This is a genomic window from Leptolyngbya sp. FACHB-261 (assembly GCF_014696065.1).
Taxonomy (GTDB): Bacteria; Cyanobacteriota; Cyanobacteriia; order FACHB-261; family FACHB-261; genus FACHB-261.
In genome coordinates this window covers 696,241-718,527 of the sequence record NZ_JACJPL010000026.1, presented here as the reverse complement: position 1 = coordinate 718,527, position 22,287 = coordinate 696,241, and the positions used below count along the sequence as shown (strand labels likewise).

The following is a 22,287-nucleotide window of genomic DNA, read 5'->3' as shown; positions in this document are numbered from 1 at the left end:
TCAAACAAACCCGACATTTTTTGTCGGATTTAGCTCCAGTTGCCACAAACGGCCTGGACTGTAAATCAGCTTCAGCGTCCAGCCCTGTTGCTGTACAGCCTTCCGAACAACGTCAGAAGGCCGAAAGACAATCACATCGGTTTCGCCCTTAACTAGGCTGAAGTCGGGAGACCGGCTGAGCAGTAGGAGCCGCAACTCAGGCCGCAACCGGTAGCTAAGGGAAATCAAGTCACCGGTCGTCGTGAAGTCATCGCCAATGTCACTAACGATCAGGGGATTGGGTCTGGCGTTAAGGATGCGAGCAACTTCGGCATTGGAGTAACTGAGATCCTTGCTCCACCAGGTATCAGCTAAGGCACTGACCGTGCAGGAGGCAACGCTAGCACTCAGCAGTAGCGCCAGGACGCCGCGCCAGAGCCACTGCTCGCCCCCAGGTTTGGTTGAAAAGAGCTTGGCTGAGAGGAGTTTGGTAGACAACAGATAAGCAACTGCCAACTGCACCCCTGGAAAGCAGGAGAGCAGATAGCGACTCACCGCCGAGCGCTTGCCACCCATCAGTAAATCCGGCAGGACCAACAGGGCGAAGGGCACCACAATCGAGGTCAGAATGAACAGCCAGGTGCTCCGTTTGGTCTGACGACAAACCGCATACAGCGCCACTGCAATAACGGCAACGATGGGTAGACGCAGATAGTAAGTCCAAACGTTGGTGAAGCCAAAATCTAGATCGAGAAATAGAGCCGTAAAGCTCAGGATCCACAGCTTCACCAGGTACAAAACATCAACCGTGATTCTGGCCCAGTCAGTGGTTGCCATCATGCGCTGACGGTTGCCGATCAGCACGACCAACCAGGGAGCGTAGAGCAACAAGGCTGCGCCTACAGCCAGAAGGGGCCTGAGAGTGACCTGTTGCCACCGCTTGAGATTGCCCCAGAGCATCAGCAGGACGTAGGCCACTTGCCCCGCCAAGGTGAGTCCAAAAAAAGGATGGGTATAGAAGCCCAGGGTGCAGGCCAGCGTGTACAGCCCCCAACTGCTCCAGGTTTGCAACCGCAGCGCCCGCAACAGCAACCAACTGCTAGCAATCACCGTTGTCGTGAGCAAACCATATTGCCGTGCTGTTTGTGCGAACAACACATCGAAGGGGGATAGAGCCAGCAAGGCCGCTGCCAGTAAGGCTGCCAAGTGTGAATTAAACAGTTCCCAGGCCAGAACTGCAATCAGGGGCAAGCTCAGCAAACTCAGCAGGGCAGGTAAACTACGAGAGGCGGTGAGGGAACTGCCAAACAGCTGCATCCAGACACGGGACATTAAAAAGTAGAAGGGTGGATGCTGCGGATCCTCAACTGCCAGCGACTGAACTGTATCTGCAACCGTGCTGCCTGGTTTTGGCTGCTGAAACTTCTGCAACTGGCCAACCGTGAATTGACGGTTCTGAAATAGCTCCTGATCGATTTCACCTCGTGTCCAACCAGCGGCCCGCATGGTGGTGTAGACCTCATCGTGCCAGTAAACTTTCCGGTCTAGTTCGAAGAGGCGAAAGCCCACGCCCAGCGCAAGCGTGATTACCAGGAGCCCAACGAGAAGGCGATCCGGTATTAGGCTGAATTTCTGAAATGATCTCGACGAAGTCGTCACAGCCCTGTTCTCCTCTCGCGTGGCAGTTGCAATACACCTAACCTGATGCAGCCGCGGTTCCGCTGTAGCCTTGCAGTGCTCTTTGCCTACTGATTACACGAATAGGCTCTACGTCGCCCAAGGTTGCTAGCTTCAAGCTTGTTAGCTCTAACCAATTGGATTTATGCCGTAGCTGCGGTATCTATAGCGATATCTGCGCGATATCTGCGGTATCTATAGACATCTAAAGGCAGGCGCGTTGCTCAAGAAACACACTACAGGAGTCCTGCCAATCAAATGTCTGGTCTTAGATCCTGAGTCTTCAGAATCGATGACAAAGCAATGCTCAGGCTGAACTTGCTTTGAGCTTCTTGCTTTGAGCTTTTTGCTTTGACCTTATGTTGAGTGCGGCAAGTTGAGCGAGTAAGTGAGTGTGGCTGTTTTCTAGCTCAGGCTAAGCCTCAAACTTAATTTGCTTATGTTTTGGATTGGTAACAGCGGCCTGCTTGAGTAATAGAGCAGGGGCCTAGAGTGTATGCTGGATGCCTAGTCTGTCATCATTTCAACGCGGTATCCATGCCCTCCATCCGAGATCTGCACACCCAGCTCATCCACAAGGAACGCTCGGCGATCGAACTGGCGCAGGAAGCGTTGCAGCGGATTGAGCAGCTAGAACCCCGACTCAAGAGCTTTCTGCATATCATGGCCGACCGGGCTTTAGCCCAAGCCAAACGAGTCGATGAGCAGATCGCACGGGGTGAAGAGATTAGCCCACTGGCTGGCATTCCAATTGGCATCAAAGACAACCTGTGCATGGTAGGGACGCCAACCACTTGTGGCTCCCAGATCCTCAAGTCTTTCGTTGCGCCCTATGAGTCCACAGTGACGCGCAAGTTGGACGAGGCTGGTGCCGTGATGGTTGGCAAAACCAACCTGGATGAGTTTGCGATGGGCAGCTCCACCGAGAACTCAGCCTTCCAGCTCACAGCGAATCCCTGGGATCTCTCCCGTGTGCCGGGAGGTTCGTCTGGTGGGTCTGCGGCGGCAGTCGCTGCAGAAGAATGCGTGGTGTCTTTGGGCTCAGATACTGGCGGTTCGATTCGTCAGCCTGCGGCCTTTTGCGGCGTGGTGGGCATGAAGCCGACCTATGGTCTGGTTTCTCGATTTGGTCTGGTTGCCTTTGCCTCTTCTCTAGATCAGATCGGCCCCTTTGCCCGCACGGTTGAGGATGCAGCGATTCTCTTGCAGGCGATTGCCGGTCATGATCCGCAAGACTCCACTAGCCTGAACGTGCCGATTCCCAATTACACTGCTGGCCTCACCCCTGACCTCAAAGGTCGCAAGATTGGGGTGATTCGTGAAACCTTTGGGGAAGGTTTGGAGGCGGAAGTAGAAGCAGCAGTGCGAGCTGCGATCAAAACCTTTGAAGAACTGGGGGCCGAGGTCCAAGAAATCTCTTGTCCCAGCTTCCGCTACGGCCTGCCGACCTACTACATCATTGCGCCCTCAGAGGCTTCTGCGAACTTGGCTCGCTACGACGGCGTCAGGTATGGCTTCCGTAATGAAGAGGCCGATAATCTGCTCAACATGTATGCCCGGACTCGCGATCAGGGTTTTGGTGCGGAGGTGAAGCGCCGCATCATGATCGGCACCTATGCCCTATCGGCAGGCTACTACGATGCCTATTACCTCAAGGCGCAGAAGGTACGCACGCTGATCAAACAGGACTTCGAAGCCGCCTTCGAGCAAGTAGAGGTGCTGGTTTCCCCAACTTGTCCGACCACTGCCTTCCAAGCAGGCGAAAAGACTGCTGATCCGCTGAGCATGTATCTGTCGGACCTGATGACGATTCCGGTGAACTTAGCGGGTCTACCGGGTTTGAGCTTGCCTTGCGGTTTTGATTCCAGAGGGTTGCCGATTGGCTTGCAACTGATTTCTGGCGTGTTGCGCGAAGACGTGTTGCTCCAGACGGCCTACGCTTATGAGCAAGCAACTGAGTGGCACACCCGCTCGCCGAAGCTGTAGGTATATTGCTGGTCTAGAACTGGTTTTCTAAAAACTAGTCCAAATCATCAACCCCCCTAAGCCACGCGCTCAGGGGGGTTGATGATTTGGGATTGATCGTTGAAATAGCGCTCAAGACTAAGGGGTTGGCACTGGCACTGCGGCTGGTGTCGCGGTCTGAGATCCAGTGCGGGGACCAGAGTAGTTGGAGAGGTCGGCGAGTTTATCTAGAGGTTGAGAACCTTCGATCATCTGACCTTTGATTTCCCATGTGGGATAGCCCTGGATGTTCTTGGCCTGACAAAGCTGGGGCCGAGGGTTTTCACCGTTCGGGTCACACTCTACGTAGTCCAGCTGCTTAGCGGCTTCGCCAAACAGAGCTTTCTGCTCCAGACAGTGGGGACACCAGTAAGCACCGTACATCTTGGCACCCGTCTGCGTGAGATGTTGCGCTAACTGCGCCGGGTATGTGCTGCCACTGGCAACCATACTGCCCTGGCTAGCGGCAGCATGAAAGCCAAACACGCCCATCAGCGCCACCACACCGACCAAGGAACTGGTGAATAAGACCTGGCCGACGTCTTGCCAGTAGCGCCCAAAGATAGTCAGCAAGAAGATGCTGGTCATGAAGAGGGCGGAGCTGATGCAGTAGAGGCAGGGGGTCTTGAAGACAAAGACCAGCAAGGTCATCAAGTAGGCACTGAAGATCACAGTGGCTGTGGCCCCGGCCAGCAGGAGCGGCCAGGTGATGTCTTCGAGCTTTTGGTGTAGGTCTTTGTTCTGCTCGGGCTTCACGAGTAGGGGCGCAACTGCCAGCGCACCCAAGCCCAGGTATCCCAGGCAGCCAAAGATTGTCAGGGGGATACCAAACAAGCGAGCGTAGGGGCTGCTGAGCACTACGTCGCAGCCGCTTCCCTTCTCGGTGCAGAGGGCAACTTGCGTTCCGGTGAAGTGCGTGATCGTTAAGTAGGCAGTGAGCAGTGCGCCACAGGCAGCAATAACCGCAATGATCGGACGGGACCAGCGGTGAATCCAGGGGGTTTGACGGCTTCGACGACCCATTGTGCGATGAAAGTCTGTGGTGAGAGTTTCCTAGATAACTTCGATCCAGTGCAATCAGCGTGCCCTACAGAGGTCGCGCTGCATCACCCCAACTGTAACTGAGGCCAAGCCCATTACACCTCGGATTTACTCGAAATTCAGAAGCACAATCCCAATCGAGACAAGGGTTTCAAGGTTTTTAACTTGATTTTGAGCGATCAGTAGCGCACCTTCATTGACTGGCTTGTGCCCTGAGTTTGAGTCCGGGCTTGCAGCCCTCGGCGCATCGCCTCGACAAAGCGGCTAACCCGCGTTGGGTCAATGGTTTGCTGAATTTGACCGTGGCGCTTGAGAGCGCTGGAGACAATTACGCCATCAGCGGCCCGAATTAGACTACCGATGTTCTCCCAGTCGGCTCCAGAACCGATGAATACTGGCGTTGAGCCAGCGGCGGCACTGGCCAGTTCCAGGTCTTCAAGGCTTGGCGGGCTACCGGTGGCCCAGCCCGACAAAATTACGGCATCAGCCAGACCGCGCTCGATCGTTTCTTGAACTGCGGTGGTGAGGTTGGGAGTGCCTAGGGGACGGGCGTGCTTCACTAAGACATCGGCAAAAATCTTGACATCGGCTCCCAGCTCGCGGCGGTAGCGATGCAACTGGTGCGCCTGCCCTTCGATCAAGCCCTGGTCGGTGGCCATGACGCCGGTGAGCACATTGACCCGAATGAACTCTGCGCCCACACAGGCAGCAATTGCCAAGGCACTGTGGGCATCGTTGCGCAAGACATTCACGCCTAGCGGCAGCGTGATCAGATGCTTGAGCCGCTGGATAACTAGGCTCATGGCGCTGACCACTGCCGGATCAACCTGGTCCTTGGGAAAGGGGGCGTCAAAGAAGTTTTCAACAATGATGCCGTTGACGCCGCCTGCTGCTAGGGCAGTGGCTTCTTGTTCGGCTCGATTAATGACCGCCTGTAGGCTACCGCCCCAACGAGGTGATGTGGGCAGAGGGGACAAATGGACGACCCCAATCACCGGGTTAGGTGTTCTGAAAATTTGCGCTAAATCCACTCGCTTTACTGGGCATTGCGTCTGGCTGCTCCCCCTGAAACAGGAGAGACATCCAGAATGTTCTAGGTCGTGAACCTAGGCTACAGTATAGCTCTCACTGGCCTACGACCTTACCCTGAACACGCCGTTTGCCCTCGCTCTGGGCGGTAACTTGGGCGATTCTGCTGCAATCCTCAAGCAGGCATTGCGCGCTCTGGAATTGACTCCGGGGTTATCGCTGCTGCGGGTTTCTGATGTTTATGAAACCGTACCGGTTGGGCCGCCCCAACCTGACTATCTCAATTGCTGTGCGTTGCTAGATACGACTCTAGAGCCGCTGCCCCTGTTGCAAACGCTGCTGGCTATAGAGCAGCAGGCCGGACGGGTACGGCTGGAGCGCAACGGACCCCGCACTTTGGATTTGGACTTGTTGCTGTATGGCTCGCTGGTGCTGGAGACGCCGGAGCTAACCGTGCCCCATCCGCGTATGCATCAGCGGGGTTTTGTGCTGGTGCCTCTGGCCGATATCGCGCCGGATTGGGTTCACCCGGTCTTGAAGCAGACTGTGGCGCAATTAGCAACCCAGATTGACCGTTTAGGGGTTAGCCGCAGAGCGCCGGTGTGTTGAGATTGAAGTAGCACTGGGCACGGGGAAAGTAAGGTTGAGTAGTCTGCAAGCACTAGAGATTGAAGTCGCAGAGACACTGCTGCGGCTGGCAGGGCTGTTTCTGCTGACGCTGGTGATTGCTTTTTTTGTGGCAGCGGAGCTGGCACTGGTTTCGGCATCGCGGCAGCAAATTGCTCGTCTGGCTGAGAACCAGGGTCAGGCCAATGAGGCAGCACAACGGGTTCAATACGCTCAGAATCATTTGGAGCGCTATCTGTCAGTCACGCAGACGGGCACGACCGCGGGCAGTTTGTTGTTGGGCTGGCTGGGGGAGGATGCAACCGTGCATTGGATTGAGCCCTGGACCTCGCATCTGCCGTTAGGTCCGGTGGGGTCAATGGTGAGCACGCATACGATTGCCGTAGCGCTGGCTTTTTTGCTGGTAACTTATGTTGAGATTTCGCTGGGGGAGTTGGTGCCGAAGGTGTTGGCAGCCAATGCGCCTGAGCGCACAGCCCTGCTGCTGATCCGTCCGCTCCAGATTTGCGCCTATCTGTTCTGGCCGTTGCTGGTCGTCCTGGATGGCACCGTGAGTCTGCTCACCGGCTGGCTGAAGCGGCGGCAGAATGCGCTGCCAGAATTGACGCCCGCTCAGGCTCCCGTGCTTCAGGCCGATCCGCATTCGGTCATGGTTTCGGGGGTGCTAGAGCTGACGATGTTGAATGAAACTTTGGGGCTGACGCTGCCCTCGAACCCGGCCTACCGCACGCTAGCAGGCTTCATGATTCACGAGTTGGGTCGTGTGCCACAGCAGGGCGAGCGGCTGGTGTGGGGGGAATTGGAGTTGGAGGCCGCGCGGGTGGCGGATAATCGCCTGGATGCAGTGTTGCTGCGTCAGGTGACTCGGCCCTTGGCGATGCCAGAAGTTGAGCTGGTGGGCTAGGACCTAACCCTCTGGCCCTTTTGCCTACATAGGGAAGAGGGAGGCCTGCGAGAGAAGGGGGAGACATGTGAAGGGTCTGAGGCAGAAAAGTTCTCTCCCTTCGCCCACCCGGTAGGGGCGGGTTCTCCCCGCCCTTAATCCTTCGCCCACCCGGTAGGGGCGGGTTTCCCCCGCCCTTGAGCTTGAGCGCGTTCAGGCCGAGGCGGCTTGGCTGTTGTTGTCGGTGCTGGCTGGGCTGACGGCGTTGGGGCTGGTGCGGGAGGCGAGGCTACGGAAGAGGGCGCGCTCGTTTGGCTGTTTGCGGTAGGTGGCGAGGCCAGCGCGGTTGAGGTAGCGCAGGTTGGCGTGGACGTCTTGGATCGCTTGGCGGCGATTGGCGGTTGTGTTCTTGCGCTTGAGTTTGGCTTTTTCTTGTTCGCGGTTGAGGCTATCGAGGCGGTCGCGTAGGGCCTGACCTTTGGCGGCGTAATCGCTGGGTTGGCCGAAGCGGATCAGGGTGCTGGCATGGTCGCTGGCCAGGTCAATCAGCGCGGGCAGGACCATCAGCATTTTGGACTCGTTGTGCCGAGCGGCGCGGAAGCCGCTGTGAGGAAAGGGATCGTGGGGGCTGCTGCTGAAGGCGAGATGGCAGCGGTCGCGCAGGGTGTCGCCCCAGTCAGCGGCTTGTTGAAGAAGGGTGTCTTTGAGCGCTGTGAAGGCTTTCTGGTGCCTGAGCATGGTTGCGGGGTTGGGCTGGGCTTCGTAGGCGGTGATGCTGGCCTGGAATTGGTCGAGCCACTGCTCGGTGATGCCCATGTAGGCAAGGTCGCTGATGCGTTCGCGGGCGATGTCTAGCTTGGTTTTGGCTTCTTCTAGGAGTGCTTCTTCGGAGCGGTTGAGGCCGGTAGTTTTCATTGAGCTATCCCTGTTGATTATGGGTTTACGGGGTATCGCGGGCTGGGGAGTTAGGCGCTCAACCTGGGAAGAAACAATCTCCAGTTGGGGAGCAAAGCGCTCAACTTGGGGGTGGTCTATCTCCACTGATTTCACTGGGGGAAATAGAGGGGAGATAGGGGCTCAATTTGGGGCAGCGTTATCTCCGGTCGGGGAGCAAGGCGCTCAACTGGGGAGGCAAGCAGCTCCGGTTGAGCAGCAGACTCCGATGACTGGATAACGCTGATTGCCAAAGTGCCCCAGCTTGGCGGCTGAAGTTTCAAGCTGAGATGAAGTTCGGGGATTTTGCGGAGCATCCCAGGGCCTCCGGGCACAGAAACCCCACCCCCACAAACACAAACCACCCGGTAGGGGCATGGTCTCCATGCCCTGATGCAGTCCTTGCGCAGGAGAGGTTCAGCGCAGGAGCTAATGCCGTGTGAGTGGTGGCTGAGATTGGGGCTGCCTATGATGGTTGGCTATTCAGCCTTGAGTTTCAAAACGTGCTGCGCTGGTTGGTCAATTGGGGTGCTGCGAGTGCGGTTGGGCCGGTCTTTAAAGACATCCTGGTGGTTTGCCAAATGCTTTGTTAGAAAAGGGTGAATTGTCAGTAGGAACGGACCATGAGCAGCAGTGACAGCACTCCCATCAAGCAGCCAGTCTCGTTCCTATACAAACCTGTCAAATTAGACTTTAAAGAACTCTTCAAAGCATTAACAAAGACGGCAGTTAATGTTACTACCAACAAGCTAGAGAGTGTTCCAGATAACTTAATTGATGCAGCGGCAGCACTGGGTCTTGATAAAAAGCCCGAAGAAGTTGCTTGGGCTCTAGTTGCACGTTCTCTGTTTCGAGCAATGCGTGACTTAATGCAGGAAAGACCAACGTCACAGACTCATCAGACCAAGGATTTTGAAGGGGTCTGCGAGGAATTGGCTTCGACTTTAGAGATGCGTGGAATAGTAATTGATCCACAGTTTTTTGATAATCCCAAGGCGTCAGCGCTAACAAAGACGATACAGAAGCCTTTTGTTCAATGGCTGCGGGCGTTTGGTTTGTCTCAGTCTGAGGCTAATACAATCGCAGCGCGGTTCCCCAGCTATTTTACCTGTGCTTTAGACGAGGAGTGGGCTGAGCATCCTGAGGTTTATGCCTGTTTAAAACCATCGCAGACACCATTTACTGACTCAGCTAAGCAGGAGCAGGGTTGGAGATCTTACTCAGCTTGGCTGCAAAAAGAGATCGACAAGCCGCTCCTTACTGAAGCTTTTAGCTTGAGTCAGGTCTATATAGCGCCAAGAGCTTATTACGAAAGAGAAAAAGGTCAGGGGGAGCAAGAACCGCGTTCCAGCCTTGAAAAGGCAAAATTTGAGAAAGTCGTTGTTGATTTGGAGCGTGAGTTAGAAGCTTGGTTAGGGAAGGCTGCTCCCAAGGATTGGATTCGGGTCATTAGCGGTGGGCCGGGATCTGGAAAGTCTTCATTCACTAAAGCTTTTGCTGCAAAACAGGCAGAGAAAGCCCAAATTCCAGTCTTACTGATTCCCTTACACCGTTTTAAGATCTCTGATGATTTAGTTGAGGCAGTTGGCAAGTTTGTGCGCTCTGAGCATTTCCTTAGCCGCAATCCTTTAGATCATGAGCATGGTGAATCTCGACTGTTAATCATCTTTGACGGCTTAGATGAGTTAGCAATGCAGGGCAAGGCAGTGACGGAAGCAGCTCAACAGTTTATCGATGAAGTCTGCAATCAGTTGCTGAGCCTTAATAGAGACAAAACTCGGCTACAAGTTTTGATTAGTAGCCGCGATCTGGTCATTCAAGACCATGAGAGGAAGCTGAAAAGGCTGGGACAGATCCTCCATGTTCTACCTTATTTTCTTCCCAAGAATGAGAGAGAAAGATTTATTGATTTGAATAGCCTTTTAGGGCAAGATCAGCGTCAATCTTGGTGGGAGCTTTACGGCAAAGCTAATGGCAAGGACTATGCAGCACTGCCATCAGAGCTTAATCGAGACGATCTCACAGAGATTACGTCTCAACCTCTACTTAACTATCTAGTCGCCCTGGCTTTCAATCGTGGCGAATTAAATCTGACTGGAGAGATTAACCTGAACGGAATCTACGGGGGCTTGCTCCAGTCAATCTATAAGCGAGTCTGGACTGACGAGCAACATCCTACTCTTGACAAGATATCTGAGGAAGAATTTACACAGGTGCTTGAGGAGATCGGTTTGACTGTTTGGCATGGTAATGGGAGAACAGCAACTCTACAAGAGATTCAAAAACGTTTAAAAGAGTGTAAACTAGCTGATTCTCTGGAAGCATTTAGCCAAAGTGCGGAGTCAGGAGTCACTAATCTCTTGATAGCCTTTTACTTCAGGCGCAGTGGTTCCTCTGAGCAGGGGGAGAATACTTTTGAATTCACACACAAGAGTTTCGGCGAATATCTAACAACAAGGAAGATTGTTGGTGAAGTTGAAAATATTTGTGAGGAACTAAAACGCTATCGACGAAATCCGCGTCAAGGTCGGAGTGAGCAAGAATTGCTTCAGATATGGGTACGTCTATGCGGTCCTACAGCTATCGATTTTGACCTGTTAAGGTTTGTTCGAGACGAAGTCCACCTAGCTTATACCCAGCAGCCCGAGGAAGTGAGGCACTGGCAACAGGTTTTATGCTGTCTAATCAGGTACATGCTTCAAAATGGGATGCCAATGGAAACTTTGATTTCCACAATCCCCACTTTTTACGAAGCAAATCGCCAAGCTCGTAACGCAGAGGAGGCATTACTGGTTATGCTCAATGCCTGTGCTATCCAAACACAGATTGTTTCAGAGATTGATTGGCCTTCCCCTGTCGCTTTTGGTGAATGGCTTTCAAGGCTACATGGGCAGAGAGTTCTTGCTGATGTACTAGCCTTAAACTGCCTCAGCTTTCTGAATTTATCAGGATGCATTCTATTTTTGAGAGATTTTGTTGAGGTGAATCTTAGAAAGGCGAATCTTAGAGAGGCGAATCTTGGAGCGGCGAATCTTGAAGGGGCGAATCTTGCAAGGGCGAATCTTGCAAGGGCGAATCTTGCAAGGGCGAATCTTAAAAAGGCGAATCTTGAAGGGGCGATTCTTAAAAAGGCGAATCTTGAAGGGGCGATTCTTGAAGGGGCAGATCTTGAAGATGCAAATCTTGAAGGGGCAGATCTTGAAGGGGCGAATCTTGCAGGGGCGAATCTTGAAGGGGCGGATCTTGAAGGGGCGATTCTTGCAGGGGCGATTCTTATAGAGGCGAATCTTACAGGGGCGAATCTTGAAGGGGCGAATCTTGAAGGGGCGTATCTTGAAGGGGCGTATCTTGAAGATGCGAATCTTGAAGGGGCGAATCTTGAAGATGCGAATCTTGAAGGGGCGAATCTTGAAGGGGCAGATCTTGAAGGGGCAGATCTTGCAGGGGCGAATCTTGAAGGGGCGTATCTTGAAGGGGCAGATCTTGAAGATGCAAATCTTGCAGGGGCGAATCTTGAAGGGGCGTATCTTGGGGGGATGATCCTTAAAGGAGTCAAGCTTGATAAGAACGGGCATGTCCTGCCTGAGAACCTACAAGCTGTAGAGAAGCACCGAGCATGGACATCTCTAATGAACCTGACAGCCGAGAAAGCTAACATTGGCATTGCATTAGCTGTCTCGAAGAAAGTGGAACCCATCGCTCACCTTCTTTCGAAAAACTAAACCAGAAGAATTCTGCTACCTAGAAGTATTGAGCAGTGCTAAAGCTCCCAGGAATCAATTACCTATAGAAATCTCCCTCACCCCGTTGCCTAAAACTCAAGGCTCTGATAAGGTAAATGCCATTCTCCAGATGCGGAGCTTCTGCCTTACGACGATCAGACAGCAAACATAAAAACTTAGCGCTACCCAAAGGATACTGAGCAACCTCTGGATAGCTAACCCCCCAACTGGAATTACGCCAGTCAGGCGGCTAACGGGTGATTTTAACACCCCCATAGCCACCCCGACTTGCAATGCAAATCATCAGGGTGGCTAAACCTTATTTGGCGGTAACACCCGGTAAGGGCGAGGCAACCTCGCCCCTACCCACGACCGCAGAATTTTGAACCCCTTGATTTCAACCACGAATTCCGTAGGGGCAGGGTTTCCCTGCCCAGTGAAACATTAGCCGTGAAACATTAGCCCAGCGAAACACCACAACTTCACTACAACTCGCATCCCCATGCGCCAACTTTTGCACACCATTAATCCGCACCAATTCCAGCTTCAGCTCAGCGATATCGCCAGCTACTTAGGCATTCCAGCCAACCTCATTTTGCGCTTCGAACAATGGGCCAACGTCCTGTTTGTTCATCGCCAAGATCGCGGCGGCCAATTCATCAGCTATCGCCAACTCAGGCAATGGCTGCAAGCCTGCATCCAAGCCATCCACCACTGCAAAACCCACCAAAACCTGCAAGAACTCGGTCAAATCTTCAAAGCTGAATTCCAACGCTTCGCCTATCCCGCCGACATCATCGCCTACCTGCGCCAACTCTGGCAGCAGCAAAAAGCCCGCCTCGATCTCGACCTCAACCTACGCAGCTTCTACACCCCCAACCCCCAATGAAAACCACCAACCTGACGCCTGCCCAGATCCGCCTTGCTCTCTGGGACACCATCACCCGCGATCTCAACCTGCAATCCGTATCCAAACTGATCCTGCTGATCATCGCCAACTTCACCAATCCCCGCAGCCGCACCGCCCGTATCCCCCTCTCGCTCATCGTGCTCAAAAGCGGCCTGCACCACTCCGACGTAAACCGGCAAATGGCTGTCCTCGAAACCAGCGGTTGGGTCGAAAAGATCCTCGTGCCCGCCGAGGCCGAGCAGCGATCCATCACCCTCTACAACCTCTCCGCCCAACTGCTGCGTCTGGCCCTACAACAGCAACCCGACCCCTAATCTGCATAGCGGTCATAAAACCTGCGTGGGGCAACTCAAACTCTATGCCCCACGGCTGAAGTGAATCCCAGATTACTGTTGTTATCGTCTGTTATCGCTAAGGTTAAGGCTGGGAACACTAAGCAGTAACCGCTGTTGCGCTAGTGTCAGAAACTAGACATAGACAAGTAAAGCGTGAGACAATAACCTGTTAGAAGCAACACATCGATCTGCTGCTAACGAACACTGCTGAGTAAGCAAATAAATCTTTAGAGATATTACAAGATTAGTTTTCTCTAGTTTATGAGCCACGCAAATTAGGGCTTACAAACTAGTGCGACTAATATACGTAATAACTCTAAATAAATTTATTGTTACTCTATTGTCTCTTTACGAAAAACGCAGGTTTTTTTATCTGATCTTTATTGGACGGCTCCGGATCGTCTCTAGCATCAGCCTCAAGATGCCCCTCGATCCATGGAGAAGACCTATATGAAGTTACTCAGCGTTAGGCAAGTAACTACTGATGAAAAAGTGAGACTAGTTGGTTCTGTAGAGATTAACAACCAGAGCCAACCAATCGAGCTCTATTTCGAATATCCCGAGCGCTTTGCCAGCTTTGTCAGCGAGAGTGCTGATGCCTTCGTTCCCGCCCTACTCCTACCGGCAATGAATAAAGGCGAAGACCTAAGCATCGAACCGCCAATCTCGGAAAAGCTTTTCCGCAACTTAAACGTCATCCAAGATATCTTTCAGCAGTGGTATCCCAGCAAACTTCAGAAGATTAGAGTTCTAGCCAACTCACTCACCCAAGCCCAAGCAACCCCAAGCAACCAAGTTGGAGCCTTCTTCTCGCTGGGCGTAGATTCTTTTCACACCTTGCTAAAACACGCAGATCGCCAAAACCAGCATCTACCGCTTTCCCATCTAATCTACATGAAAGGGATCGAGCGACCTCTGCATGTCTATAAACATGGTCAGGAAAAAGAAGTCATCTCAAGAATCCTAGAAGTTGCCCAAGAGACAGGCGTAGACTGCATCGTGGGCGAAACCAACATCCGCGATCATTTCTCCTTAGCCTGGGGCTCTTATTATCACGGCGCTGGCTTAGCCTCGGTTGCGCTGTCGCTGGCCGCAGGCTTGAGATCAGTCTTAATTCCTTCAACCGATTCTTATAAAGACATCTTCCCCTGGGGAACCAGCCCACTGATCGATCACCTCTGGTCCACCGAAGCAACCGATGTCGTTCATGACGGTTCAGAAACCCAAAGAGTTGAGAAAATCGCTCACTTCTTAACCCAGAACCCCATCGCCATGAAATACCTGAGGGTTTGCACCAATAATCTAGGTGGCGAAACCAATTGCGGCACCTGCTCTAAATGCGTGAGAACCATGCTGCCTTTGTTGATATCTGGCAACTTAGAGCGGGCAATCTCTTTTCCCAACCAACTGCCCGGTAACTGGCAAAGGATCTTGCAAATTAACGATCGGCATGACCTAGCCCACGCCGAAGCCATCCTGAAGCTAGCGCAAGAGTTTAATGCAGACAAAAAACTGGTCAAAGCTCTTGCCAGCAAGATCGAGAATAGCAAGGCAGCGATTTTTTGCCGAGGCAAGAACTTCGCCGCGATTCAGGCCTCAATCTTTCACTTCTACGTGATCAAAAAAACAATTGACCTAGTCAAACAACCAGTCAAAAACCTGCTTAATAGCAAACTGCTCAAGACAGCCGCGAAGATGGCATCCCTATAACACCGCCCTGACTTCGGCTTGGTCACATCCAGCAGAATCATCGAGCGCTTCAGAGTTGCCTCGAAGGTGATGAGCGATTGACTAATACGAGCGACTACAAAATCGCCACGACAATCGCCATCACCGAGAAAGGCATCACCAGCATTGCCAACACACCGACTTAACCCAGAGGCTTAAGCACCGAAACTCGAATAATCCCGCCCCCGCCAACGCTTCGGTGTACTCAAAGTCGATATGGCAATGCGCAGCACCGCCAAGGGATCAGCCAAGGGCGACAGCCAGAACGCCCAGCCCACCTGCTCATAAGAGCCACGAATCGCCAGCAACAGAGCAAAGCGAGTCAGCAGCAGACTAGCATTCAAGCCAATAGCAACCTGAACCGGCAAAGACGGCTCAGCCAGCAGCAGTAATGGCAACGCTAGCCACGGCAACGCCTGCACCGCTAACAAAAATCCCAAGTCGCCCCACTTCTGCGCCGGAGAAGTGGCATCCTTGAGGTCCAAGGAGCGGCCCCACTCGTGCCAAGTTTCCAAGGCTGAGGCGTACATGCGCACCTTGAGCACCTGACAGCCATCCAGAAATCCCACCTTCGCGCCTGATGCCGCCGCTGCCCGAGCCAGAGTGACATCATCACAGAACGAAGCACGAGCACAGCTGTAGCCATCCAACTGTTCGAGCAAGGCACGACGCGCCAAAAAGCACTGACCATTAGCCATTACTCGCTCAGCCCCATTGCTACGCTCTCCCGCCGGACCAAAGCGGTAGACCAGAGTCAGCAAGAGCGCCGGTTGGAGCAACTGTTCACCCACCGATTTGAGGATGAAGCGGGGCGACAGCGACACCAGATCCAGGCCTTCTTGATCTGCGGCTTGAACCAGACTGGCAACTAAACCGGGTTGCGGCTGCGTGTCGGCATCAATACCCAAGACCCACTCGCTAGCAGGAGAAGTGTGCAAGAAGCCAGTGTGCAAAGCCCAAGGGCGACCGACCCAACCTGCAGGCAAAGGGTCATCAGTCAACAGGCGAAAGCGAGGATCGCTCTGCTGAGCCGTCTTGACTAGTTCCGGCGTGCCATCCTCAGAGCGGCTATCAACCACGAGGATCTCACGCACTTCATAACTTTGATGGGTCAGCCCATCCAGACAGGGACCGATGCGCTCCGCCTCGTTCAGCGTTGGCACCACCACACTCACCTTACCCAGCAGGTCTAGCGTGGGCGATTTAGGTTGCAGTGGCGGTCGGCGTCCCGGTCCCTGTAGCAGGCGCGACAGCAGAATTGCTGCCGCCGGACCTTGAATCAGAAGTAGCAGTAGAGCCACGTTGCTAGGGAAGATGGAGCATTAACGGCTGGCTACTTCTAGAGGGAACTGGGGCGCAGGAGGTAAGGTTTCTGGAAAAGGGACTTCCGCTTGAGCCGGACGTGCAACCCACCACAGACCTACCGCAGGTCCCAAGCCCAGCAGCATACCTAGCAACACAGGGAAAGTGATTCCTGCGGCCAAGCTCATGATCATTGCAAAGGCAAAGTTACCGACATAGATCCACAGCGGCATAGCCAGCTCTGCTCGATCCAGCACAGCCAACCGCTTGCCCCAAAGTAGAGCAGCGACGGTCATGAAGACGACGCCAGTGCCCATCCAACCCGCAAAGTTTTGGAGCGGCATGCCAAAGAACTCGCCCGGCTGGTTCCACTGCCAAAAGGCAACAGTCATTTGGCTCATGGCCGGATCCAGGACAAAGTCCCAGGAGGTGAGCAAGAGCGCACCGATCACAATGGCCTCAATCCGAGCAAACAAGTGAGTCCCTGACTTCAGAGAGGCACAGGCCAATAGGTAGGACGCCAACCCCATATAGAACCAGGACAGCGGAATCGTGAAGGGAACTAGATCAGCAATCTTGTAGCCCAAACCGCTCAAATAGCCATAGTCGCCGAACGGAAACCCTGTGCTGGTGCCCAGTAGTTCACTGCTCAGAGACAACGCCACGGAGGGAATCAAAAACGCTAGCAATCGACCCAAGCCGAGAATGCGATAGCCATGCAGTCCAACGGCTGCAGCTCCAAACAGAATATAGACAACGCCGCCCCCAGCCATGCTCCAGGAGAAGGCTTGCTGACCGATCGGCGGCAGCGCAGCGACGAACTCCGGATGGGGCAATACCAGCAGCAGACCGGCTAGACCAAAGGCCATAGACACCAGATGCGCTATAAGGCAAAAGCGCTCGACGGTAGCCAGGTGCTTCATACAGCAGACACTCCACGCAGGGGGGCTATCCCACCAGACACAATAAAAACAGTTTACGAATGTTTAGAAACGATTGGATCGATCTAAGCTATCTGAGCTAAAAGAATATACCGAGCAGCAATGTCACCCAGGGGAATCCTAAGGGGTGACGCTTTATCGTAAGCTCGTGCAGTCTCCCACATCTGTTAGCACCGATCAAATTCAGCAAACTTTTCAGCGAGTCTGGGGCTATGCAGCCTTGCGAGAGCCCCAAGAACAAGTGGTGCGCTGTTTGCTGGCGCGGCGAGATGCCCTGGTCGTCTTGCCCACCGGCTACGGCAAATCCATCTGCTTTCAGCTACCAGCTCTGCTGCAAACAGGAGTCACGCTGGTGGTGTCGCCACTGGTAGCGTTGATGGAAGACCAAGTCCAGGATCTACAGCAACGAGGATCAGCGGCTGCGAGCTTGCACAGCGAACTCCCAGCCGATCTGCGCCGACGGGTTTTACGGGCCTTGGGGCAAAACCGGTTACGCCTGCTGTATCTCTCCCCAGAAACCTTGATGAGCCCTGCGGTTTGGGAGCAGTTAACCCAGCCAGAACTAACCGTGGCCAACATCATTGTCGATGAGGCACACTGTCTGACCGTTTGGGGATCTGACTTTCGCCCTGACTACCGCCGTTTAGGTGCGGTTCGAGCGGCGCTTCTGCGTCATAAACCCAAGAGCCACGGACGGATCGGGCTAGCTGCCTTCACGGCAACCGCCGAACCAACAACGCAAGCGGCACTCTGCTCAGCCCTCGGATTGCGGCAACCGGCCCGCATTGGCGTCAGCCCATACCGGGCCAACTTGAACTTGAAGATTCAAGTTGTCTGGAGTGCTTGGAACCGCAGGCAGCAGGTCGGTCGGTTTATCCAAGCGCGTCCAGGGCAGGCGGGGCTGGTTTACGTGCGTAGCCGTCACGACGCGGAGGAGCTAGCAACCTGGCTCGGACAACAGGGGCATCGCACTGCGTCTTACCATGCGGGTCTGATTGCCCAAGAGCGACGGCAATTGGAGCAGTCCTGGCTTAGTGGTGAGCTAGCGTTTGTCGTGGCAACTTGCGCTCTAGGCATGGGGCTCAACCATCCCCGAATTCGTTGGGTCGTGCATTTTCAGCCGCCCCTGACCCTGGCAGAATACGTTCAGGAAGTGGGGCGAGCCGGGCGAGATGGGGAGCCAGCCCAGGCATTAATGCTGGTCAGCGAACCGACCGGCTGGTTGGACCCCGGTGACCGGCAGCAACGCAATTATTTTCTAGCGCAGCAGCAAAGTCAGCGCCAGAAAGTACAACGATTACTGCCACAGCTACCAAAGCGGGGTGAACTCAGCACTTTGTGCCAACGTTTGCCTGGTGCGGCACTGGCGCTGGCTCAATTACAGGCTGCTGGACGCTTAGTTTGGCGCGACCCGTTTTGCTACGAATTGCTTGAGAGTGTAGGGCCCTTGCCGCCGGTGGAGATTCAGCCAGTGCAGCAGATGCAAACCTATATCAGCAGCCAGGATTGTCGCTGGCGGTTTTTGCTGAGCAGCTTTGGCTTTGAGCGCGAGGCAGAGGCGTTTCGCTGCGGCCATTGTGACCGTTGCTAGACCGCCCACCTAGCTTGCCAGTATTGGTGTTGGTATTGGTCTTAAAAGATCAGCTCGAGCGCACGAAAAAAAGGGCAGTGTGTTAGTCAGGACCAAGACAAACACTACTGCCCTTGAGATATGTCACTGTTTGATCTCAGCCGTGCACCCAGATTGGACCTACACAATTACTCTGTGGCGTGAGCGCCACCGGGTAGAACCCCGAGCTTGAGGTAAAGCGCACTTCTATTTCTATATAGAGTTTGCTGTACTTGAATCCTAGTTTGTCTCAGGTATCTCAAACCCCCCAGGCCAATAGCAGACCAATCAGTGCTCAGTTTTTGCTCAGTATGAGATACCTGTAGAGTCAGCATCCAGGTAGCAGTCCGGTACAGAGCACTCAACAGAACTCAGCGGTAGCCTTCCCCAGACAACTGGCCCGCAGGATCCCAACCTGTGAACAGCCATAGATAGCCGCGCACTTGGTCCCGCAGGATCTTCTTGCGGTCGATCTCGCGGTTGTAACTATATTTCTTGTTCGAGGTGGCGTAGGGCGCGAAACTGTAGGTGATGCCCCGTGCACCCAGAACGATTTCAGCCAGAGCTTTGGATCGGTCAACTCGCCAGTCTTCACAGACCAAAATGGCGTTGGCAACTTTGTGCCGCTCCAGAAATGGCAGGATAGTTGTGAAATTGGTCAGGGTGTCTTGAGCTTGATTGTCTAGTGTCACTCGGCTCTTGGAAATGCCGAAACGCTTGAAGATTGGACGGGACTCGTCAGCTGGGAGTCCGCTGGAGATAATGATGTTCAGGTCGGAATTGGTCTGAGCGATTTGAGCTGACAACTCTTCAATGTAGGAGTAGGAACCTAAACCCAAAATCACCGTCTTACCTGGAAGGGGTTGGTAGGGCCAGAACCGGATCAACCAACTCGCTAGCAGGGCAGTGGCTATGGCCAGGAGCAGGCGGCGCAGTTGCCATCGCTTTCCCATCGCTTTTTCGCTCCCGCTCAGTAATGGATGTATACCTTAAGACAGGATCTGATTTGCATTCGAGTTGCCGTTCGCGGCGAACAAGCTGATTCAGGCCATAGACTGCCTGGGTTGAGCAGTCTGAATCTGCAAGATAAATTTTTTCGCTCTACCGATATAGACCATCCGATTGTAGGAGCCCGAACTCCCTTTAGCCCTAGTACAATTTGCCACATGCAAGGGTGACAGCATCCAGGGGAAGCATGTCTAGGCAGAGGCAGGTGAGGGGCAAGTTGAAGACCAGTCAGTAGTGGTTGAGCAGCTCAGCAAACCTTCTCTGCCCTGGCTTTTGATCGGCTTCCATTCCGATTCTCGTCAAGCGCGTTGAGCAGTTACTTGCAACAGGGACGATCGATGAGTTGGACCGCAGGACAAACCCTTCAAAACGGTAAATACTGCATCGAGCGAGAACTTGGGCGCGGTGGGGTTGGTATTACCTATCTGGCGCTGCATCAGAGGCTCAATAAGCAGGTCGTGATCAAGGCTCTGAATTGCAATGGCATTCGAGAGCAAGTGGGCCGTAGCCGCTTTCCTAGAGTCCTGCAAACTTGTGAAGAGAGATTTAGCCGCGAAGCAAAGCTTTTAGCGCGCTGTGAACATCCGAATATTGTGCGGGTGATTGATATATCGGAGGAGCCAACCGAGACGCCGGACGGCAAAATGTCCTTCATGGTGATGGACTACATCCCCGGTCAAAATTTGCTGGAGATGGTTAAGGAAGAAGGGGCATTAGCGGAGGACAAAGCCCTAGCCTATATTCGACAAATTGGCTCGGCCCTGCTTCAGGTTCACAGCATTGGTTTGCTGCACCGGGATGTCAAGCCGCAGAACATCATGGTGCATGAAAGAAGCGATCAGGCGATCTTGATCGACTTTGGCATTGCCCGCGAATTTTCACCGCAAACCTACACGATTGCTTATTCCCCTGGTTTTGCTTCGCCAGAGCATCACAGTGGTCGATGCACTACTGCTTCCGATGTTTATTCGCTCGCTGCAACGCTCTATTTTCTATTTACAGAAGAAACACCACCCAATGCTAATTTTCTGCACGAGCCGGACTATGCAGATTCGCTGCAATGTTTAACTGAGCGAGCCAGTCCAACTGTCCATCAGGCCATTTTGAGAGCGCTAGCTTACCAACCTGAGCAGCGACCACAAACAGTAGATCAATGGCTGCGCGAGTTAGATGGCGAGTTAGCTCCTAGTTGCAGCTCATCTAATACATCTACATCTAATACAACCGATAAGGCGGCCGAGGCGACGGTGCAGTTCTTGGTATCACCCACTGCCGCAACAGTACCCTTACCCCCTCCCTTGCCCCAACCCACGGCTTCGGAAACCTTACTTGAAAAGCCGAAACCCGCAATTTCTCAGATCCCCAGCACCCCGTCCCCCCGTTCCGAAGCTCCCATCCCAGAGACGCCAGTCTCGGTCCCCGTCCCACAGCCTTCTGCTCTAAAGACCTCTACCCCGCAACCTTCTTCCTCGCCAATTTCTGCCTCGCCGGTCGAGAAGTTGCCTGTAGAGAAGTTGGTAGAAGCTCCTGTAAGTTCCAGTGTGACCTTAACAGATGTACTGTCACCCTCCGTCCAATCTGACCAAGTGGATGGGGTTGCCCGTACTTTAGTCGAGCCGGTTCCACTGAGAGAATCCACAGGAAAGAGCGCTCAACCATCTCGAGCCACTGTTGCTGGGACGATCGTTGAACCCCAGGTCAATGGGTCTGCTAAAACTGTCGCTGATCCTGGTTCTGACCAGGTTCTGTCTGTTTCAGGCTTAGAGCCACATCCAGGCGCGCGCCAACTCGGTAGTACAACCAGGGTTGAAGCTCCTGCTAAATCCCGCACCCAGTTGCTGCTTGCCTCCGGCGCTCTCAGCGTTGTCCTATTGCTGGGGACCGGCTGGTTCATGAGCCGCCAGTCACAGGCTCAGCAGGCTCAGATTGAGCAGCAGGCAACAGAGGAGCAGGCTCAACAGGAGCAGGAACAGGCAGCGCGGGAGCAGGCGGCGCAAGAACAGGCAGCGCAAGAACAAATTCAGCAGGCCCAACAAGAGCAACTGGCTCAGGACCAGGAAACGCTGGCTCGGGCAAAGGGCAGCGCGGCAACCGATTTAGCAGTGGCCATCCAAACAGCTAAGACTATTCAGCCTAATTCTCCGGTTTATGCTGAGGCGCAACAGCAAAGCTTCAATTGGCAGGCAACGCTTCTACAGGAGCATCTAGTTACTATCAATCCGGACTTTGGACTGATTAAGCCGAAAATCCGTGTAGAGGCTGATCTGATTACAGTGACCTATGACGCCTCTGTTAATACGCAACTTCAGGCAACCGATGGTATCAAAACCCTTGCCCTTGCCTTTATGGATGCCTTGCGCAGTAAGTACACTGACTTCAACCAACTGGTAGTCTATCCTCAAACTGGTAAACAACAAGTTGCTATTTGGGCCACGCAGTGGACTGAATTTAGAAACGGTAAGATCTCCGAGGAGCAGCTTTTTCAGGTAAGCAACCGCTGATATATCTCGTTTCGTCTCCCCCAGTTGCTTGAACAACTTTCTCTTGTCTGGCCCTTAT

18 protein-coding genes are annotated in these 22,287 nt (G+C 53.6%); 10 read left to right on the top strand and 8 right to left on the bottom strand.

The genetic code is table 11. The features are described from left to right. On the bottom strand, positions 1–1,638 hold the full coding sequence (locus tag H6F94_RS19255) for a glycosyltransferase family 39 protein (RefSeq protein WP_190803835.1): 1,638 nt from the start codon (positions 1,636–1,638) through the stop codon (positions 1–3). A gap of 555 nt (positions 1,639–2,193) precedes the next feature. On the opposite strand from H6F94_RS19255, the gene gatA reads away from it, so the two are divergent. Continuing rightward, positions 2,194–3,642: an Asp-tRNA(Asn)/Glu-tRNA(Gln) amidotransferase subunit GatA gene (gatA, locus tag H6F94_RS19250; RefSeq protein WP_190803834.1), complete on the top strand. Its 1,449-nt coding sequence runs from the start codon at positions 2,194–2,196 to the stop codon at positions 3,640–3,642. 117 nt (positions 3,643–3,759) lie between these two features. Here the strand turns inward: gatA and H6F94_RS19245 are convergent, their stop codons facing one another. Continuing rightward, positions 3,760–4,683, bottom strand: coding sequence for a vitamin K epoxide reductase family protein (locus tag H6F94_RS19245; protein WP_190803833.1), 924 nt, complete (start codon positions 4,681–4,683; stop codon positions 3,760–3,762). A gap of 197 nt (positions 4,684–4,880) precedes the next feature. Next, positions 4,881–5,732 carry a photosystem I biogenesis protein BtpA gene (gene btpA / locus H6F94_RS19240; protein WP_190803832.1) on the bottom strand — a complete coding sequence of 284 codons (852 nt, stop codon included), beginning with the start codon at positions 5,730–5,732 and terminating at the stop codon, positions 4,881–4,883. Between the two features lie 97 nt (positions 5,733–5,829). On the opposite strand from btpA, the gene folK reads away from it, so the two are divergent. Further along, the gene (folK, locus tag H6F94_RS19235) at positions 5,830–6,339 is read left to right on the top strand and encodes a 2-amino-4-hydroxy-6-hydroxymethyldihydropteridine diphosphokinase (RefSeq protein WP_199320548.1); all 510 of its coding nucleotides are present in this window, start codon (positions 5,830–5,832) and stop codon (positions 6,337–6,339) included. A 34-nt stretch (positions 6,340–6,373) separates the two neighbouring features. After that, positions 6,374–7,261, top strand: coding sequence for a CNNM domain-containing protein (locus tag H6F94_RS19230; protein WP_199320508.1), 888 nt, complete (start codon positions 6,374–6,376; stop codon positions 7,259–7,261). 192 nt (positions 7,262–7,453) lie between these two features. On the opposite strand, the gene H6F94_RS19225 is transcribed toward H6F94_RS19230, so the two are convergent. Together H6F94_RS19225 and H6F94_RS19220 are read right to left on the bottom strand one after the other, a co-directional pair. Beyond that, positions 7,454–8,281 carry a hypothetical protein gene (locus H6F94_RS19225; RefSeq protein WP_190803831.1) on the bottom strand — a complete coding sequence of 276 codons (828 nt, stop codon included), beginning with the start codon at positions 8,279–8,281 and terminating at the stop codon, positions 7,454–7,456. A 5-nt stretch (positions 8,282–8,286) separates the two neighbouring features. After that, complete coding sequence (locus H6F94_RS19220) at positions 8,287–8,490, bottom strand: hypothetical protein (protein ID WP_190803830.1); 204 nt, start codon at positions 8,488–8,490, stop codon at positions 8,287–8,289. A 126-nt stretch (positions 8,491–8,616) separates the two neighbouring features. Between H6F94_RS19220 and H6F94_RS19215 the strand changes: the two genes are divergently transcribed. The 5 genes from H6F94_RS19215 (at position 8,617) to H6F94_RS19195 (ending at position 14,850) form a co-directional block, all read left to right on the top strand. After that, on the top strand, positions 8,617–8,766 hold the full coding sequence (locus H6F94_RS19215; RefSeq protein ID WP_190803829.1) for a hypothetical protein: 150 nt from the start codon (positions 8,617–8,619) through the stop codon (positions 8,764–8,766). A 30-nt stretch (positions 8,767–8,796) separates the two neighbouring features. Continuing rightward, the gene (locus tag H6F94_RS32500; RefSeq protein ID WP_190803828.1) at positions 8,797–11,895 is read left to right on the top strand and encodes a pentapeptide repeat-containing protein; all 3,099 of its coding nucleotides are present in this window, start codon (positions 8,797–8,799) and stop codon (positions 11,893–11,895) included. A 502-nt stretch (positions 11,896–12,397) separates the two neighbouring features. Beyond that, complete coding sequence (locus H6F94_RS19205; protein WP_190803827.1) at positions 12,398–12,784, top strand: hypothetical protein; 387 nt, start codon at positions 12,398–12,400, stop codon at positions 12,782–12,784. Continuing rightward, positions 12,781–13,119, top strand: a complete 339-nt coding sequence (locus tag H6F94_RS19200; RefSeq protein ID WP_190803826.1) for a hypothetical protein — start codon at positions 12,781–12,783, stop codon at positions 13,117–13,119. The genes H6F94_RS19205 and H6F94_RS19200 overlap by 4 nt, the downstream gene beginning before the upstream one ends. A 471-nt stretch (positions 13,120–13,590) precedes the next feature. After that, positions 13,591–14,850, top strand: coding sequence for a hypothetical protein (locus H6F94_RS19195; protein ID WP_190803825.1), 1,260 nt, complete (start codon positions 13,591–13,593; stop codon positions 14,848–14,850). Between the two features lie 173 nt (positions 14,851–15,023). Here H6F94_RS19195 and cruG read toward each other — a convergent pair whose 3' ends face one another. Beyond that, positions 15,024–16,169: a 2'-O-glycosyltransferase CruG gene (gene cruG, locus H6F94_RS19190; RefSeq protein WP_313949329.1), complete on the bottom strand. Its 1,146-nt coding sequence runs from the start codon at positions 16,167–16,169 to the stop codon at positions 15,024–15,026. 21 nt (positions 16,170–16,190) lie between these two features. Beyond that, positions 16,191–17,093: a gamma-carotene 1'-hydroxylase CruF gene (cruF, locus tag H6F94_RS19185; protein ID WP_190803824.1), complete on the bottom strand. Its 903-nt coding sequence runs from the start codon at positions 17,091–17,093 to the stop codon at positions 16,191–16,193. A 145-nt stretch (positions 17,094–17,238) separates the two neighbouring features. On the opposite strand from cruF, the gene H6F94_RS19180 reads away from it, so the two are divergent. After that, positions 17,239–18,702, top strand: a complete 1,464-nt coding sequence (locus H6F94_RS19180; protein ID WP_313949328.1) for a RecQ family ATP-dependent DNA helicase — start codon at positions 17,239–17,241, stop codon at positions 18,700–18,702. A 389-nt stretch (positions 18,703–19,091) separates the two neighbouring features. Here H6F94_RS19180 and H6F94_RS19175 read toward each other — a convergent pair whose 3' ends face one another. Continuing rightward, on the bottom strand, positions 19,092–19,673 hold the full coding sequence (locus H6F94_RS19175) for an ElyC/SanA/YdcF family protein (protein ID WP_190803823.1): 582 nt from the start codon (positions 19,671–19,673) through the stop codon (positions 19,092–19,094). A 393-nt stretch (positions 19,674–20,066) separates the two neighbouring features. Between H6F94_RS19175 and H6F94_RS19170 the strand changes: the two genes are divergently transcribed. After that, positions 20,067–22,229 carry a serine/threonine protein kinase gene (locus H6F94_RS19170; protein ID WP_190803822.1) on the top strand — a complete coding sequence of 721 codons (2,163 nt, stop codon included), beginning with the start codon at positions 20,067–20,069 and terminating at the stop codon, positions 22,227–22,229. The last annotated feature ends 58 nt before the right edge of the window (positions 22,230–22,287 follow it).

Excerpts from the sequence above, each read along its gene's own strand:
- gatA (WP_190803834.1), top strand. The coding sequence starts at position 2,194 with ATGCCCTCCATCCGAGATCTGCACACCCAGCTCATCCACAAGGAACGC.
- H6F94_RS19245 (WP_190803833.1), bottom strand. The coding sequence starts at position 4,683 with ATGGGTCGTCGAAGCCGTCAAACCCCCTGGATTCACCGCTGGTCCCGT.
- H6F94_RS19220 (WP_190803830.1), bottom strand. The coding sequence starts at position 8,490 with ATGCTCCGCAAAATCCCCGAACTTCATCTCAGCTTGAAACTTCAGCCG.
- H6F94_RS32500 (WP_190803828.1), top strand. The coding sequence starts at position 8,797 with ATGAGCAGCAGTGACAGCACTCCCATCAAGCAGCCAGTCTCGTTCCTA.
- H6F94_RS19205 (WP_190803827.1), top strand. The coding sequence starts at position 12,398 with ATGCGCCAACTTTTGCACACCATTAATCCGCACCAATTCCAGCTTCAG.
- H6F94_RS19200 (WP_190803826.1), top strand. The coding sequence starts at position 12,781 with ATGAAAACCACCAACCTGACGCCTGCCCAGATCCGCCTTGCTCTCTGG.
- H6F94_RS19195 (WP_190803825.1), top strand. The coding sequence starts at position 13,591 with ATGAAGTTACTCAGCGTTAGGCAAGTAACTACTGATGAAAAAGTGAGA.
- cruF (WP_190803824.1), bottom strand. The coding sequence starts at position 17,093 with ATGAAGCACCTGGCTACCGTCGAGCGCTTTTGCCTTATAGCGCATCTG.
- H6F94_RS19175 (WP_190803823.1), bottom strand. The coding sequence starts at position 19,673 with ATGGGAAAGCGATGGCAACTGCGCCGCCTGCTCCTGGCCATAGCCACT.
- H6F94_RS19170 (WP_190803822.1), top strand. The coding sequence starts at position 20,067 with ATGAGTTGGACCGCAGGACAAACCCTTCAAAACGGTAAATACTGCATC.